This is a genomic window from Rhodopirellula islandica, assembly GCF_001027925.1.
GTDB classification, from domain to species: Bacteria; Planctomycetota; Planctomycetia; order Pirellulales; family Pirellulaceae; genus Rhodopirellula; species Rhodopirellula islandica.
In genome coordinates this window covers 35,326-50,570 of record NZ_LECT01000028.1, presented here as the reverse complement: position 1 = coordinate 50,570, position 15,245 = coordinate 35,326, and the positions used below count along the sequence as shown (strand labels likewise).

Genomic DNA, 15,245 nt, shown 5'->3' with positions numbered 1-15,245 from the left:
CGCAAAATCGTCTGTTCGGTCGAAAACGGACCGAAGCAATCACAGCGGCGAAGTGTAAACGTTGATCGCAAACGACTAAAGGTCCTAAACCCAAACGTCCGGAATCCCAAGTGTCTTTGGGCGGCAGTGTTCCGCGGGGCGCGGTGCTCAGCCTTGCGGCCGGAGGGAAGCGGATTGTTGTTGCAGTCGCTCCGATTGCGTCTTCATTCGCTGGTTCATGCGTCGAAGTTCTTCGTCCAGTCGAGCGGAGGCGACGGGTGAAAAGGTGATCTCGGGCGTTCCGAGTCGAACGGAATCGACGTCGGGGATGATTCCTGGGGCTTCGGCCAGCGATCGGGTGGTCATCGCATCGAGCAGCAGGCACTGAAGGCTGCGCTCGTGAACGGGCACAATCGAAGGTTCGCTCCATTGCAGGTGCATGGCGGGTGTGGCACGGCGAGAGAGCGATTCGATCTGCTGCATTCGGGTGGGCATGCTGTGATGGTCGGCGTCGAACGCACACACCCAACTGCGGCGCGAAGTTCGATAGGCCAGTTCAAACTGGCTGAGGTTGTCCTGCAGCATTTCGTCGAAACGATCCGCCATTTCCATCGAGCACTCCTCGTCAGCGGTCACTCGCCCGAGTGCCAGCCGATCGGGACGGGTGGGGCGGCTGTCATCGCAGTGCAATTGAATCTGATGCCAGGACGATTGGTTCTGAACGGTTTCGATCCGCACGCGTTTGCCGCCCAGGAGTTCGCGTTCCGCCACGTCGGGGCCTGACTTCCACTGCTGGATTGTCTTGGGGCGAGAGCGTCCCCCGCGTTTCAGAGAGCGGAACCGCGCGAAGGTGGTCGCGATTCCGGAAGGGGTGGCCAAAGGGGTTTCGAACATCGCGTCGGTGCCGCTTCCGACTCGGCTCCGCAACGTCAGGCTCGAATAGTGCAGCGACGCCATCTGTCGAGCGATCATCAGCCCCAGCCCCTCGCCGCCCAGGTCTGACTCGATTGAGTTGGTTCCGCTGATTTGCTGCAATCGTTGAGGGGCGATGCCTCGTCCGCGATCGATCACGGACCAAACGGCGACTCCGCGAGGCAGGTCGTCTTCCACCCGAATCAGGATTGGCGAACCGGCTTGGCTGGCGCGTTCGGCGTTGATGATCAGATTGGTCAGCAATCGTGTCAGAATCGTCGGGTCGATCAACACGTCGGCTGAGTTGGGATCCACTCCGTCCCACAGCAAGTCAATTTGCTTGTTGCTGAGAATCGAGCGGGTGGCCAACTCGACCGATTCGCGAATTGCGGAGCGTTTGGTTGCGACTCGGCGAACGCGAGGCGTTCCCGACCTCAGTCGTTCGGCTCGCGCCAATTCACCGATCAGGGAATCGATGTAGCGACACTGGTTCATCGCCCCTCGTAAGAACTCTGCCTGCGAGGGCGTCACGTCGCCGAGGCTGCCGTCGCGGATGACTTCCATGGTGGCCGCGATCCCAGCCAGGGGCGATTTGAGATCGTGCGCGGTTTCGCTGAGCAGTCGCACGGCCGCGCCGAGTGGATCGGGTGCCGTTTCCTTGGTGGGGGAGGCGGTGTTGCGGCGGACGCGGCGGCTGGGACGCACGCTGGTGGTGGATGGGTGGTTGGACGGGGGCATATTGTGGGCTTTCGTTCACGACGGGGCAGGCGTGTCGTTGCCGCCGGGCGGGGCGTCTTTCTCTGAGCGTTGGGGTGAACGCGGACTGAGATTCAATCGACAGGATGCCACTCACGGCCCGGTCGATTTGATCTCACGCTTCAATGTGAAACCAAATGCAGCAACGATTACTCCATCGTCATATGTTGTGCCGTAGAGGGACTTTGCCTTGAAAAATGCTGTTTTGCCAGCAGCATTGGTTCCTCGGATTGGGGGAATTGAACGGGTCGCAGCGGTTTTGAGTGTTCGACGGAATCATCCGAATCCGGTGGCGTCAAAGGGTTGGATCGAATGCAACGCAAACGCCGATAGAACGGTCGTGGGTCACGGATCCGGCTGCCTGGGCGCATTTGATTTCATGCAAACGGGAAGGTTGGCCGGGGTGACCTGGCGGTCGTCTCTTGACGTCGGCCACGCTCGCGTGGGACATAGCAACCATCGCGAACTCATTTTTTGTCATTCGAGAGCGGCGAGAGCCATGTGCGGAATTGTTGGATACGTTGGTGCGGACCAAGCGGCTGAGTTTTTGGTCGATGGGCTTCGGCGATTGGAATACCGCGGCTACGACAGTGCTGGGGTGGCCATTCACGGCGGAAACGAGATCGCCATCACGCGGTCAGTCGGTCGAATTCAGGCCTTGGCCGATCGTCTGGGCACCCCGCCGAAAGGCACGATGGGGCTGGGGCACACTCGCTGGGCCACCCACGGGCCGGCGACCGAAGAGAACGCTCACCCGCATCTTGGTGGGGAGGGCGAGGTCGTTCTGGCTCACAACGGCGTCATCGAGAATTTCCAGGTGCTCAAAGACGAGCTGATCACCAAGGGCTACGCGTTCAAATCCGCGACCGATAGCGAAGTGATTGCGCACTTGGTCGCCGAAGGCCTGAAGAACACACCGGTTGATCCGGCTCAGCCCAACATGCGTTACGTGACGGCGGTGCAATGGGCGATCGCACAGCTTCGCGGCACCTATGGCTTGGCCGTCGCATTTCGAGAGAAGCCCGGGCTGCTGATTGCCGCTCGATTTGGCAGCCCATTGGTGCTGGGCGTCGGTCGCGGCGAGTACTTCATTGCCAGCGACGCCTCTCCCATTGCGGGGCGAACCGATCGCATCGTCTACCTGGCCGACCACCAAATCGCGGTCCTGACAGCCGAGGGGTTCACCGTGCTGCATCGCGACAGCGGCAAGGTGCGAGTCAACATTCAGCCGTTGGCGGAGGACACCGGCGAGGTCAGCCTGAATGGCTATGAGCACTACATGCTCAAGGAAATTCATGAGCAACCCGATTCGCTTCGCAACGCCATGCGGGGCCGGTTGAACGATGAGGACGCAACCGCGGTCTTTGGCGGATTGAACCTGACTCCGCAGCAGCTTCGCGGGGTGGAACGCATCATTTTGACCGGTTGCGGGACCAGTTGGCACTCGGCCTTGGTTGGGGAATACATGATCGAGGAGTTCGCGCGGATTCCCGTTTGTGTGGAATACGCCAGTGAGCTGCGGTATCGAAACCCGCCGATTGAGAACAACACCCTGGTTTTCGGGATCACCCAAAGTGGTGAGACGGCCGACACGCTGGCCGCACTGAACGAGACCAAACGCAAGGGGCACCGCACGCTGGCGCTCTGCAACGTGGTGGGCAGTTCGATCGCACAAGCGGCCGACGGCGGGGTCTACCTTCACGCCGGACCGGAGATCGGTGTGGCCAGCACCAAAGCGTATTCCAGCCAGTGCTGCGTCCTGGCGATGTTGTCGCTGTACTTTGGCCGAATGCGGCACATGAGTTTCGAGTCAGGCGGCCGCATCATCGAAGAACTGCGGCGGTTGCCGGCCGCGGTGGAGCAAGCGTTGACGTGTGACTCGGAAGTCCGCCGGATTGCTGCGAAGTACGCCGACGCGTCCAATTTCTTGTACCTCGGTCGTCGCTACAACTTCCCGACCGCTCTCGAGGGGGCTCTGAAGCTGAAGGAAATCAGCTACATCCATGCGGAGGGCTACCCTGCGGCTGAGATGAAACACGGCCCGATCGCGCTGGTGGACGAGCACACGCCGAGCGTTTTCATCATGCCTCGCGGCACGACTTACGACAAAGTCATGTCGAACATGGAGGAGGTCAAGGCTCGCGGTGGTCCCGTGATTGCGGTCGCCAGCCACGAAGAAGCTCAGATTCGCCGGATCGCCGATGAGGTCATCATGATCCCGGAAGTCCCCGAGTTTCTGCAGCCGATTGTCTCGGCGATCCCCCTGCAATTGCTCTCCTACCATATTGCCGTTTTGAGGGGTTGTGACGTTGATAAGCCTCGCAACTTGGCGAAAAGTGTCACAGTGGAGTGAATTTCACGGCTGGGCGAGCCTGGTCGTCAATTAGGGTCTGTCTTACCTTCTTCGCTTGATCGTCCAAGGTTGGTTGATCAAGCCGACGGGCCTTTTCTGTTTCTTTTCGAATACACCTGCAGTGGAGTTATCCTGAGATGAACGATCGGGGTTTGAGCTACAACTCACGCAAAGCACTCATGGTCCACGTTGGCGAAACGGCAGGAGCCGAGATCGCTGATTTGCTGAACAATCTGTTGGAAGAGGTGGAGGAACTCCGCCGCACCAAGGTCAGCATCACACGGATTGTTCCTGGCCAGCAACCCGTTCACGAATTCATCGAAGAGCCGGTCTGATTGGCAGGTTGGATCGGGTTGGATGAGTCGGTTTGGTGAGAGGATTGGGAGCTCCGCCGATGGCGTTGTCGAGCACAACTTCTGTCACTGCTTTGAGTTGACAGGTTGCCCTAGAGTGTCGACAGTGTCGGGTTCCCGGGATTAAAATCCCAGTTTTCCCCACCTACGCTCGTCTCACGATCCATGTCTGACGCTTCTTCGACTGCCCCCAGCCAAGCGGGGGCCACTCCTCAATCCGCCGGCAAACAAACGTTGCTGGACAAAATCTGGGACCAGCATCTGGTTCACGCTCCCGAGTCCGGGCCTGCGATCATTTACATCGATCTGCACCTGGTTCACGAAGTGACCAGCCCCCAGGCGTTCGAAGGGTTGCGGATCAACAACCGCCCCGTTCGTCGTCCCGAGCGGACCATCGCGACTCCCGATCACAACGTCCCCACGTCCGATCGCAGCCTGCCCATCGCGGACCCGATCAGTTCCAAGCAGATTCAAACGCTGCGTGAGAACTGCAAAGAATTCGGTGTTCAGCTGTTCGACATCGATGATGTGCGACAGGGCATTGTGCACGTGATCGGCCCCGAGAACGGCTACACCCAGCCCGGCATGACGATTGTCTGTGGCGACTCCCACACGGCCACGCACGGTGCGTTCGGCTCGCTCGCGTTTGGAATTGGAACCAGCGAAGTCGAGCACGTTCTGGCAACGCAAACGCTGTTGCAGTTCAAGCCCAAGACGTTCGAGCTTCGCGTCGATGGCGAACTGGCTCGCGGAGTCACGGCGAAGGACATGATCCTGTATCTGATCGGTGAGCTCGGAACCGCAGGCGGAACAGGCTACGTGCTCGAATTCACCGGGGACGCTGTTCGCAACCTGACGATGGAAGAGCGAATGACGGTCTGCAACATGTCGATCGAAGCCGGGGCTCGCGCCGGCATGATCGCGCCCGATCAAACCACGTTCGACTACTTGCGCGGTCGTCCGGAATGCCCGACTGATTTCGATGCTGCCGTGGAAGAGTGGAAGAAATTGCCATCGGATCCCGGTGCGACGTACGACCGAAGCAACGTCTACCAGGGCTCGGACATCCGCCCGCAAGTGACCTGGGGAACCAACCCGGGTCAGGTTTGCAGCATCGATTCGTTGGTGCCTTCGCCCGGTGACAGCACCGACGTGAACGTGCAGAAGTCGACGGCTTCGGCACTGCAGTACATGGATCTGAAGGCCGGCACGCCGATCACTGAGATCGAGATCAATCGCGTCTTCATTGGCTCCTGCACCAATGCACGGATCGAAGATTTGCGAGCCGCTGCGGCCGTGATCAAAGGCCATCATTGCAGTGACAAGGTCAACGCGATGATCGTGCCCGGCAGTGGCAAGGTGAAGTTGCAGGCCGAAGAAGAAGGCCTGGACAAAGTCTTCACCGACGCAGGATTTGATTGGCGAGAAGCCGGTTGCAGCATGTGTTTGGCGATGAACCCGGACAAGTTGGCTCCCGGCGAACGTTGTGCCAGCACCAGCAATCGCAACTTCGAAGGACGCCAAGGCAAGGGTGGCCGAACCCACTTGGTCAGCCCCGCGATGGCTGCTGCGGCCGCGATCAAAGGCCACTTCGTCGACATTCGCGACTGGGATTATCGCTGAGTTGCCTGGCGGCAATTCTGCTCGGCTGCTAGCGGCTAGCCATTGGCTGCTAGCTGCTTTGTTTTCTGTCTTCACGCCGACAACCGGGGCCAGCCCCCATCGGCTAACAAACCACCCCTCCAGAGCTACCAGCCAGACGCGAACAGCGAATGGCTGAAGCCGCAGGCTTTCATCATGCAAAATTTCACCGTACATCAAGGCGTTGTGGCAACGCTGGATCGTGCCAACGTCGACACCGATCAAATCATCCCCAAGCAATTCCTGAAACGCATTGAGCGAACCGGTTTCGGCCAGTTCCTGTTCTTTGACTGGCGTTTCTTGGAAGACGGCGAGACCGAGAACCCAGACTTTGAGCTGAACCGCATCAATGTCAAAGGGGCGTCGATCTTGCTCACGCGTCAGAACTTCGGCAGCGGCAGCAGTCGCGAGCACGCGGTTTGGGCGCTCGACGACTACGGCTTTCGTGCCGTGATCGCGCCCTCGTTCGCCGACATTTTCTTCAACAACTGCTTCAAAAACGGCGTCCTGCCGATCGCGTTGTCAGAAGAAGACGTGGAAGAGTTGTTCCAGCGAGCCGAGAAGGGCAACCCCTATCAGTTGACCGTCGACTTGGAAAACCAGGTCGTCACCGACGGCCAAGGCTTTGAGCGTTCGTTCGAAGTCGATGAGAGTCGCCGGCACAATATGTTGCACGGCCTCGACGACATCGCCCTCACGCTGAAGCACGAAGACAAGATCACCGCGTTCGAAGAAGCTCGCGGCTAAGTTTCGGGGGTCACGGTTCGTGAATGTTGTGCGCGTGAGTGCAGTCCCAACCTTGGGGTGAAACCCAAGGTTCTCCGCGGCTGTTGCCGCGAATGCATCCGACTCACCCAACCGCGGAGCGGTGGCAGTCGTCAGCCTCGGGTTTCAACCCGAGGTCTCGGCCGCAAACCCTCGCCCTGAAGCCGCGGAGCGGCGAAAGGTGCGGTTCCTCGCTCGCGTTTCGGGGGCACGTGTATTCGACGGGCTTGGAAGCCCATCGGAGAAAACGAGCACGAGCACGAGGTAGAAGCAGGGCCTCACTGAGGCTCTTTCCCATTCCTCACGTTCCATCTGACGCTTTGAGGTCGTGCAGCATTTTAAATGCTGTGCTTGCAATGCCTTAAGCAGGTGCGCAGGTGTCATCGGGTATGTGAGCCGCTGGCGTTAGCCACGGTTTTCACGCACAACCGGGGCTAACGCCCAAACGGCTCACATGGTTGTGCTTGATCACTCCTGCCGACCTGCTTAAGAACCCCGCCCGTGCAGCGGGAGGGGGCGGAAAGCGAGCGTTGAGCGAGATTACCCTAGGGAGGGCCATCCGCGCCGCTCCCCATGCTCGGCCCTCATCCTCGCGTACGCCTGAGCGGCGTCGCTCTCCCCAAACTGCGTTTCAGGAGAGGTGCGCCGAGTGAAAACCCGCCAAAATGCAGCACCAAAAAACTGCACGACCTCCTTTGTTGGGGTGGGGCTGATTGCCGTGAGTTTCTTGGCTGGGGCTGGTTTCGCTCTTTCGGCCCTCGGTGCTGCTGGGGTAGACCGGATGGGGTGGGTTTCGAAACGCAGGAGAACGCAAGTGGCTTGGTCAGAGATGGAGTTCGCGCGAGAGGGGTTGTCGCTCTCAGCGTCGTTTTTTGCTGTCGTGTCAACGTTTTATTTTTGGTTGGTACGTGCCAATCGTGAGCGAGCCAAGTTGGCTGCCTGCACGGTCACGGGGTTGCGGGGCACGATGCTGATGGCGATGGAGGACACCGCGACCTACCGGCGGGTGGCGCCAGGCAAAAAACAAATCGTGCTGAAGTATTGGTTGAACCTGGCGATCGTGAACAACAGTTCGTTGCCCAACGCGTTGTTGGGGATCAAGGTTTGGATGAAATTCACCGATGGTCGGTGGCACGCGATGGACGTTGCCTCCGTCGACCCCGAAGCGGACCTGTTTCCGCAGAACATTGATCCTCTGACCACGGCTGGGATGAAGCTCGCGCTCGCGACGGAATGGGAGGGCGATGTCTCGGGCGGTTTTCGTGAACGAGAGTGCGCTGCGGGGGATGCGTTGCCGGAATTGGCGCCAGTGCGAATCGAATTGGAGGCTCTGCAGGGGCAGGTTTTCGTGAGCGAATGGTTGGACGACGGGCGGTTGCTGCAGCGAACGACCGAGCAGTCTGGTTTGGCCGCGGCGTGAGCGGGTTGGTTCGTGGCGGATGAAAAGTCCTGGAGGCTGGGCCGACAATTTGTCTGAGATCCGATAGCATTCCGTCTGTTTCAAACCAGACTTCAACGGGATGTGATTGATGACCTTTGCCACGCGGCTCAATGCGGCAATTTTGCGGACCGGATCAGTGACTTGCGTGGGATTGGACCCGCGATTGGCGCAGTTGCCGAAGCCGCTTCGGGACCTTGTGACGGGGGATCGAAAGGATCTGGCTGCGGCCGCTTACACGCAGTTTTGCTGTGAAATCATCGATGTGGTGGCCGACTTGGTTCCGTGCGTGAAGCCTCAAGCGGCGTTCTTTGAACAGCTTGGGCCGGCTGGCATGGTGTCGCTGGGCGAAGTCATCTCGCACGCCAATCGAGCTGGGTTGATTGTCATCACGGATGGCAAACGCAATGACATCGGCAGCACCGCGACGGCGTACGCGGACGCTTATCTGGGCAGTTCTGAGCCGAATCGTTCGCCTTGGGGCAGTGATTCCTTGACCGTCAGCCCCTACTTGGGGCGAGACAGCCTGGAGCCGTTTGTCGAGGTTTGCGATCTCCGAGCGGCTGGGATCTTTGTGCTGGTGAAGACATCCAATCCAGGTGGCGGGTACCTGCAGGATCTCAGCGTGGACGGCAAAACCATCTATCAATCGGTGGCGGAGTTGGTCACGGAGCTGAATCGGCCGCGACTGGACGCGGACGGATACGGGCCCGTGGGCGCGGTGGTGGGGGCGACATACCCCGAGCAGTTGGTCGAGCTGAGGAAGGCGATGCCGCACAGTATTCTGTTGGTGCCCGGTTTTGGGGCCCAGGGCGGATCGGCCGACGACGTCCGGGCGGCACTGGATGCCAATGGGACGGGGGCGGTGGTGAACAGTTCGCGTCACATCATCTTTGCGCACAAACGAGAAGAGTTTTCAGTCGCTGCGGATGAGAGCAATTGGCAGGATGCTGTGCGAGCCGCGACCCTGCAGATGAACGAGCAGCTCAAGGGCTGAGCCTGGCAAGTTCGTCTGTTTTTTTCGTCGCTCCCGTTTTTTCTGCCCGATTCCTTGGTGCGATTTCCGCTGCGCAGACGCGTAGAGGGGCTCTCTCGCGAGTCAAGAGCCGGTATTGTCGGCCAAGCTTGGTTTTTTTGTGCGACACAATGTCGCTGATCCTCCGCTGGCCTTGCCCTCGCAGGTGTTTCCGACTGATAATCCCGGCCCGCGTCGGCAAGAGTTGCGCGGATGCTCTATTACTTTTTCTTGTCTCGTCAACGTTGCTCGGGCGTGTTGCACATCGAGGTGATCCCTCGGGTGCGAACTGCGGTTGAGATTTGGTTTCCGTTGGCGAGTGATTTGGATCGATCATGAAACGTTTTTTGTTTCCACGTTGGGTCAATCCCTTCTTGGGCGTTCTGGGACTGGCCCTTGTTGGCGGGGGCGTGTACGCCGCTGCCATGGGTGGACTGGTAACGGACCCTCAGACTCTCAACGTGGGCTATCAACCGACGCAACCGGTCCCATTCAGTCACGCGCTTCACGCGGGACAGTTGAAAATGGATTGTCGGTATTGCCACAACACCGTGTTTGATGCGGCTCACGCGGCGGTGCCTCCCACCGCGACTTGCGTGAACTGTCACTCACCTGCTGCCGAGAATGGGCAAACGCCACTGGGTGCGGTTCGAACGGAAAGTGCCAAGTTGGCACCGATCCACGAGAGTTGGAAAACGGGCCGGAGTGTGGCTTGGATGCGAATTCACAACCTGCCGGAGTTCGTTTACTTCAACCACGCCGCGCACGTGAATTCAGGCGTCAGTTGCGTTTCCTGCCACGGGCGCATCGATCAAATGGAAGTCGTGTACCAACACGAGCAGTTGTCGATGGCATGGTGCATCACCTGTCACCGCAACCCAAATGAACACCTTCGCCCCGTCGAGCTGGTGACCAAGCTTGATTGGAAAGCGGATGACCACGATTGGGGTGAATTCGCCAACCAAGAAGAATTCGCGAAGGCCCACCGAGAAGAACACAACATCAATCCACAAGTCCATTGTGCGGTTTGTCACCGATAGTCCATCAAGACCAACCGGCCCGCTGTATTCGGCTGACTCACCGCAAACTGAACTGAGAAGATTCCACTCCATGACCACTTCGACCCAAGACGCCGGTTTCGATTCTTCCGAAACCTCCTCTTCGTCCGCTGCAGGCAAACCGCAGTACTGGCGAAGCTTGTCGGAATTTCGTCAAGACGACGCGTTCGTCAGCGAATTTTTGCACCGTGAATTTCCGGTCGCAGCATCGGAATTCCCCGAGGGCGTTTCGCGTCGTCGATGGATGCAAATCATGGGTGCGTCGCTGGCCATGGCGGGTGCCGCGGGGTGTCGTTACCCCGAGGAGCTGATCGCGCCGTTTGTGCTGCGTCCCGCTGATCGTGTGCCGGGCGAAACTTATCAAGCGGCAACCAACTTTGAACTCGCCGGTGAAGTCCAGCACTTGCTGATCACCTGCGTCGATGGTCGTCCGATCAAAGCCGAGCCCAACACAACCCACCCAGCCGGTGGCGGAGCGGGCACTCATGCCCAGGCCTGCGTGCTGGGGCTTTACGATCCTGATCGGGCTCGCGGCGAAGCCGGTGTGCCGATCCGTTTCGATGACAGCGAAAAACGACGCATTGAGTCCGACTGGGACGCCTTCGCGAATTATGGGCAGGCTTTGCTGCGATCAGTCGGCGATGGCGGATCGGTTGCGGTGATGATGTCGCCGACGACGTCGCCCACCACGTTGCGAATGATCGGCGAACTGCAGAAGAAGCTGCCCGCCGCATCCGTCTGCGTTTACGACCCCATCGATGGCGGGTTGATGAACGAAGCCACCCAGCGTGTCTTCGGCAAACCAGCCACTCAGAAATTTGACTTCACCGAAGCGGAAGTCATCGTTTCGTTCCAGTCAGATTTCCTGGGCAGCGACACGGGCAGCCAAACCAACTCACGCACGTTCGCGGCAAAACGCGATCCAATGCAAGAAGAGACAAAAGGCGAGATGAGTCGTCTGTACGTCGCCGAGGGCGGGTACACGACCACAGGTGCTGCCGCCGACGTTCGCATCGCAATTCGCCCCAGCCAAATGAAGGCCGTCTTGGCCGAGCTTGGACGCCGCGTTGAAAAAGTCAAAGCGGGGGAAACACTTGGCGAAGAGTACGGTTTGGAAAACTTGCCCGGCGAAGGTGCCGCGTACAGCGAAATCGACGCTGCCGCTCGTTTGGACCGATTCTTGAACGCTGCTGCTACTGACTTGGCCGCCGCTGGTGACAAGGGTGTGGTCGTTGTTGGCGAAACGCTCGGTGCCGATGCAATCGTCGCTGGCATCGACATGAACGCCAAACTTGGTTCGCTCAGTTCAATCCAGACCTTCCGCCCCGTCGCTGGCGCGGATTTGAAGAACCAGCTCACGCTCCAAGACGCATTCGATCGAATTGCCAAGGGCGACCTGAGCACCGTGTTGTTCGTTGACACCAACGTGGTCCACACCGCACCGGGCGATCTGAATTTCACCAAGGCTCTCGAACGCGTTGAGCACTCGATCTACTTGGGCATCTACGACGACGAAACGGCTGAAAAATGCAGTTGGTCGCTGCCCATGAGCCACCCGCTCGAATCGTGGGGTGACTGCGTCGGGGTCGATGGTCATTACGGCATTTGCCAGCCGCAAATCATGCCGCTTCTGGGTGGTCGCTCCGCCGCAGAAGTCTTGGCGTTGATGCTGGCCGAAGAAGTCACCGAGGGAGAGAAATTGGTCCGTCGCACCGCGGATTCGGTTTCTGGATCGGCAATCAGCGATCGCCAATGGCGAAAACTACTGCACGATGGTTTCTCGGAAGATGTCGTTGTTTCCGCCGAAGAAGTGGCCGCTGGTGAGACGTCGGTCGAGCTCCCTGCCGAACTACCTGAGATCACTTTGGATGTCGATCAAGACGACATCGAGGTCATCTTCACCGCATCGGAAAGCCTCTACGACGGTCGGTTTGCCAACAACGGTTGGTTGCAAGAATTGCCGCAAGCCCTGACGAAATTGGTCTGGGACAACGCCGCGGTGATGAGCCCCCGCACCGCGGAAGCGTTGGGAATCAAACACGGTTTGATGGTTGCGATTCGTCGCGGCGACACAACCGTTGAATTGCCGGTTTACGAAATGCCCGGTTGTGCACCTGGCGTCATCACCACGCAAATCGGGTACGGCCGAACTCGCGTCGGTGCCGTTGGCGGATCCATTGAAATGGATGTCGATCCGGTGGGCGTCAACGTTTCGCCGATTCGGTTCAGCGATTCGATGTTGTACGCTCATCCCGTCGAAGCTCGCCCGCGATACACCGAATACGATTTGGTCACGACGCAGGATCACTGGGCGATCGATGAACTCGGACGCGACGAAGCTGAGAGCCGCAGTTTCAGCCTGATTCGGGAAGGCACGCTCGAATTGCTGAAGAAGCTGCCTGAGTTCACCGAAGCCAAGGGACCTCACGTCCCATCGGTGGGTGAAGAAGGTTCGCTTTGGAAAGAGCCGATCAACCAAATCGAAGAAAGCAAAGATCACATTCCTCAATGGGGCATGTCGATTGACTTGACCAAGTGCCTGGGCTGCAACGCCTGCGTGGTCGCTTGTCAAAGCGAGAACAACGTGCCGATCGTCGGCAAGGAACAGGTCGGCAACAGCCGTGAAATGCACTGGTTGCGGATTGACCGTTACTTCCAAGGCGATTCCGACGTCGCGGACATCGTTCAAGAGCCGGTTGCTTGCATGCACTGCGAAACGGCACCCTGCGAGCAGGTTTGCCCGGTTGCGGCCACGGTTCACACCGATGAAGGTCTCAACGCGATGACCTACAACCGCTGCATTGGCACACGCTACTGCGGTAACAACTGTCCTTTCAAAGTCCGCCGTTTCAACTACTTCAACTACAACAAAGACGTTGGAGTTGGTTACGGCATCGATGCTTACCCAGGCTCGATCGAAACCGCCAATCGCAAGCTGCAGCAATTGGTGCTCAACCCGGACGTCACCGTTCGCGGACGGGGTGTCATGGAGAAATGCACCTACTGCGTTCAACGCATCGAGCACGCCAAGATTGACGCTCGCAAGGACGGGCGGAACGCGGTTCGCGATGGCGATATCGTCACCGCTTGCCAAGCTGCTTGTCCGACCAACGCGATCGACTTTGGTAACATTGCGGATCCAGAATCGGCTGTTTCAAAGGCCAAGGCAGACATTCGCAGCTATGGCATGTTGGGGCAACTCAACGTCAAGCCACGAACGTCTTACAAGGCTCGTATTCGCAACACGCCGTTCGCCTTGATGACTCGCAAGCAGATCGAGGATCTGTCACTCGAGGCACCTCATCATGGTCACGAGGAACACGGGCACGATGACCATGGTCATGACGAAGGCGACCACGGTCACGACGATCACGCTCATGGTGAAGAAGAGCACACTCGGAACCTGACTCGTCCGTTCCAGTTGCCGATCGTCTAGGGACTCGCGTCCCGCCCCCGCATTCATACTCCGAAATCAACCTCCTTTCTCAGCCCTTTCCATGTCTCTCGCAATCCCAAACGGACTGGATAATTCGAACGATCGGCCCGGTCAGCGCGCACCGCTGGTTCTTGGCGACACGAATTATCACTCGATCACCGAAGCGGTCTGCAAGATCGCCGAGCAACCGCCGTCTCGTGCGTGGGTGATCGGGTTTTTGGTTTCCGTTCACTTGGCGACCATGTTGGGTTTGTGCATCGCTTACCTGATCTACACCGGGGTGGGTGTGTGGGGTAACCGAGCACCGATTTTCTGGGGTTGGCCGATTGTCAACTTCGTGTTCTGGGTCGGGATTGGTCACGCCGGAACGCTGATCAGTGCCATTTTGTATCTGTTCCGCCAAGAGTGGCGAACAAGTATCAACCGGACGGCCGAGGCGATGACGATTTTCGCCGTGGTTTGTGCGGGGACGTTCCCGGGAATTCACGTCGGTCGGGCTTGGCTCGCATTTTGGCTGGCACCCTATCCCAGTTTGAACCTTTGGATGTGGCCACAATTCCGCAGCCCGCTGCTGTGGGACGTGTTCGCGGTTTCGACCTACGCGACCGTCTCGTTGTTGTTCTGGTACATGGGCATGGTTCCCGATTTGGCGACCTTCCGTGACCGCAGCAAGAATCCAATCCGGCGTGCCGCTTATGGCGTCCTGGCACTGGGCTGGAGTGGTTCGTCACGGCACTGGATGCGATACGAAAAGGCTTACGCTCTGTTGGCTGCTTTCGCTGCCCCGCTGGTTTTGTCGGTGCACACGATCGTGTCCTTTGACTTCGCGGTTTCGCAGGTTCCCGGTTGGCACACGACGATCTTCCCGCCTTACTTTGTCGCTGGGGCTATCTTCTCCGGTTTCGCGATGGTGATCACGTTGATGGTCCCCGCTCGGAAGATCTTCAACATTGAAAAACTGATCACGATCCGGCACTTGGAAAACATGTGCAAGATCATCCTGACGACCGGCTTGATCGTCGGTTTGGCGTACGGAACGGAGTTCTTCATCGCTTGGTTCGGCCAAGTCCCCGAAGAGAAATTTGCCTTCATCAACCGGGCCTTTGGTCCTTACTGGTGGGCGTACTGGACGATGATCACCTGCAACGTGGTTTCGCCCAATATCTTCTGGTCGAAGAAAGCTCGGACAACACCCTGGATCATGTTTGTCGTTTCGATCTTTGTGAACATCGGAATGTGGTTTGAACGCTTCGTGATCACGATCACCAGTCTCTCGCGAGATTACTTGCCAAGTGCTTGGGCTTACTTCAGCCCAACGTGGGTCGATTGGTGCATGTTGATTGGTTCGTTCGGATTGTTCTTCACTCTGTTCCTGTTGTTCTGCCGTTTGATGCCGATCGTCAACATGGCGGAGACGAAGGCGACACTCGCCAAAGAATTGCACATGGCTCACGCCAACCATTCGCACGAGGACGATCACTGAGTTTGTTGGTCGCGGCATTCGCGGCCAACGCCTCCTTGACGTGCTGAATCCTGATC

General features: G+C 58.5%; 10 protein-coding genes. 9 read left to right on the top strand and 1 reads right to left on the bottom strand.

Annotated features, from left to right (window positions below; translation table 11 throughout):
- Nucleotides 1–147 precede the first annotated feature (147 nt).
- Complete coding sequence (locus tag RISK_RS13850) at nt 148–1,629, bottom strand: sensor histidine kinase (protein WP_083434973.1); 1,482 nt, start codon at nt 1,627–1,629, stop codon at nt 148–150.
- 517 nt (nt 1,630–2,146) lie between these two features.
- Here RISK_RS13850 and glmS point away from each other — a divergent pair.
- From glmS to nrfD, 9 genes are all read left to right on the top strand, one after another.
- Entirely contained in the window at nt 2,147–4,000 is a 1,854-nt protein-coding gene (gene glmS, locus RISK_RS13840) for a glutamine--fructose-6-phosphate transaminase (isomerizing) (protein WP_047814907.1), read from the top strand.
- Nucleotides 4,001–4,137: 137 nt separating this feature from the next.
- Nucleotides 4,138–4,335 (top strand): hypothetical protein, encoded by a 198-nt coding sequence (locus RISK_RS13835; protein WP_047814906.1) that lies wholly within the window; start codon nt 4,138–4,140, stop codon nt 4,333–4,335.
- Between the two features lie 183 nt (nt 4,336–4,518).
- Entirely contained in the window at nt 4,519–5,976 is a 1,458-nt protein-coding gene (gene leuC / locus RISK_RS13830) for a 3-isopropylmalate dehydratase large subunit (RefSeq protein ID WP_047814905.1), read from the top strand.
- A 174-nt stretch (nt 5,977–6,150) separates the two neighbouring features.
- Complete coding sequence (gene leuD, locus RISK_RS13825) at nt 6,151–6,741, top strand: 3-isopropylmalate dehydratase small subunit (RefSeq protein WP_047814904.1); 591 nt, start codon at nt 6,151–6,153, stop codon at nt 6,739–6,741.
- Nucleotides 6,742–7,639: 898 nt separating this feature from the next.
- Entirely contained in the window at nt 7,640–8,179 is a 540-nt protein-coding gene (locus RISK_RS13815; RefSeq protein WP_236696287.1) for a hypothetical protein, read from the top strand.
- Nucleotides 8,180–8,288: 109 nt separating this feature from the next.
- The gene (gene pyrF / locus RISK_RS13810; protein WP_047814901.1) at nt 8,289–9,194 is read left to right on the top strand and encodes an orotidine-5'-phosphate decarboxylase; all 906 of its coding nucleotides are present in this window, start codon (nt 8,289–8,291) and stop codon (nt 9,192–9,194) included.
- Nucleotides 9,195–9,547: 353 nt separating this feature from the next.
- A complete protein-coding gene (locus RISK_RS13805) occupies nt 9,548–10,252 on the top strand; it encodes a cytochrome c3 family protein (protein WP_047814900.1) in 705 nt (234 codons plus the stop codon).
- Between the two features lie 70 nt (nt 10,253–10,322).
- Nucleotides 10,323–13,706, top strand: coding sequence for a TAT-variant-translocated molybdopterin oxidoreductase (locus tag RISK_RS13800; protein WP_047814899.1), 3,384 nt, complete (start codon nt 10,323–10,325; stop codon nt 13,704–13,706).
- 61 nt (nt 13,707–13,767) lie between these two features.
- Nucleotides 13,768–15,189 carry an NrfD/PsrC family molybdoenzyme membrane anchor subunit gene (nrfD, locus tag RISK_RS13795; protein WP_047814898.1) on the top strand — a complete coding sequence of 474 codons (1,422 nt, stop codon included), beginning with the start codon at nt 13,768–13,770 and terminating at the stop codon, nt 15,187–15,189.
- Nucleotides 15,190–15,245 lie beyond the last annotated feature (56 nt).

Excerpts from the sequence above, each read along its gene's own strand:
- RISK_RS13850 (WP_083434973.1), bottom strand. The coding sequence starts at position 1,629 with ATGCCCCCGTCCAACCACCCATCCACCACCAGCGTGCGTCCCAGCCGC.
- glmS (WP_047814907.1), top strand. The coding sequence starts at position 2,147 with ATGTGCGGAATTGTTGGATACGTTGGTGCGGACCAAGCGGCTGAGTTT.
- RISK_RS13835 (WP_047814906.1), top strand. The coding sequence starts at position 4,138 with ATGAACGATCGGGGTTTGAGCTACAACTCACGCAAAGCACTCATGGTC.
- leuC (WP_047814905.1), top strand. The coding sequence starts at position 4,519 with ATGTCTGACGCTTCTTCGACTGCCCCCAGCCAAGCGGGGGCCACTCCT.
- leuD (WP_047814904.1), top strand. The coding sequence starts at position 6,151 with ATGCAAAATTTCACCGTACATCAAGGCGTTGTGGCAACGCTGGATCGT.
- pyrF (WP_047814901.1), top strand. The coding sequence starts at position 8,289 with ATGACCTTTGCCACGCGGCTCAATGCGGCAATTTTGCGGACCGGATCA.
- RISK_RS13805 (WP_047814900.1), top strand. The coding sequence starts at position 9,548 with ATGAAACGTTTTTTGTTTCCACGTTGGGTCAATCCCTTCTTGGGCGTT.
- RISK_RS13800 (WP_047814899.1), top strand. The coding sequence starts at position 10,323 with ATGACCACTTCGACCCAAGACGCCGGTTTCGATTCTTCCGAAACCTCC.
- nrfD (WP_047814898.1), top strand. The coding sequence starts at position 13,768 with ATGTCTCTCGCAATCCCAAACGGACTGGATAATTCGAACGATCGGCCC.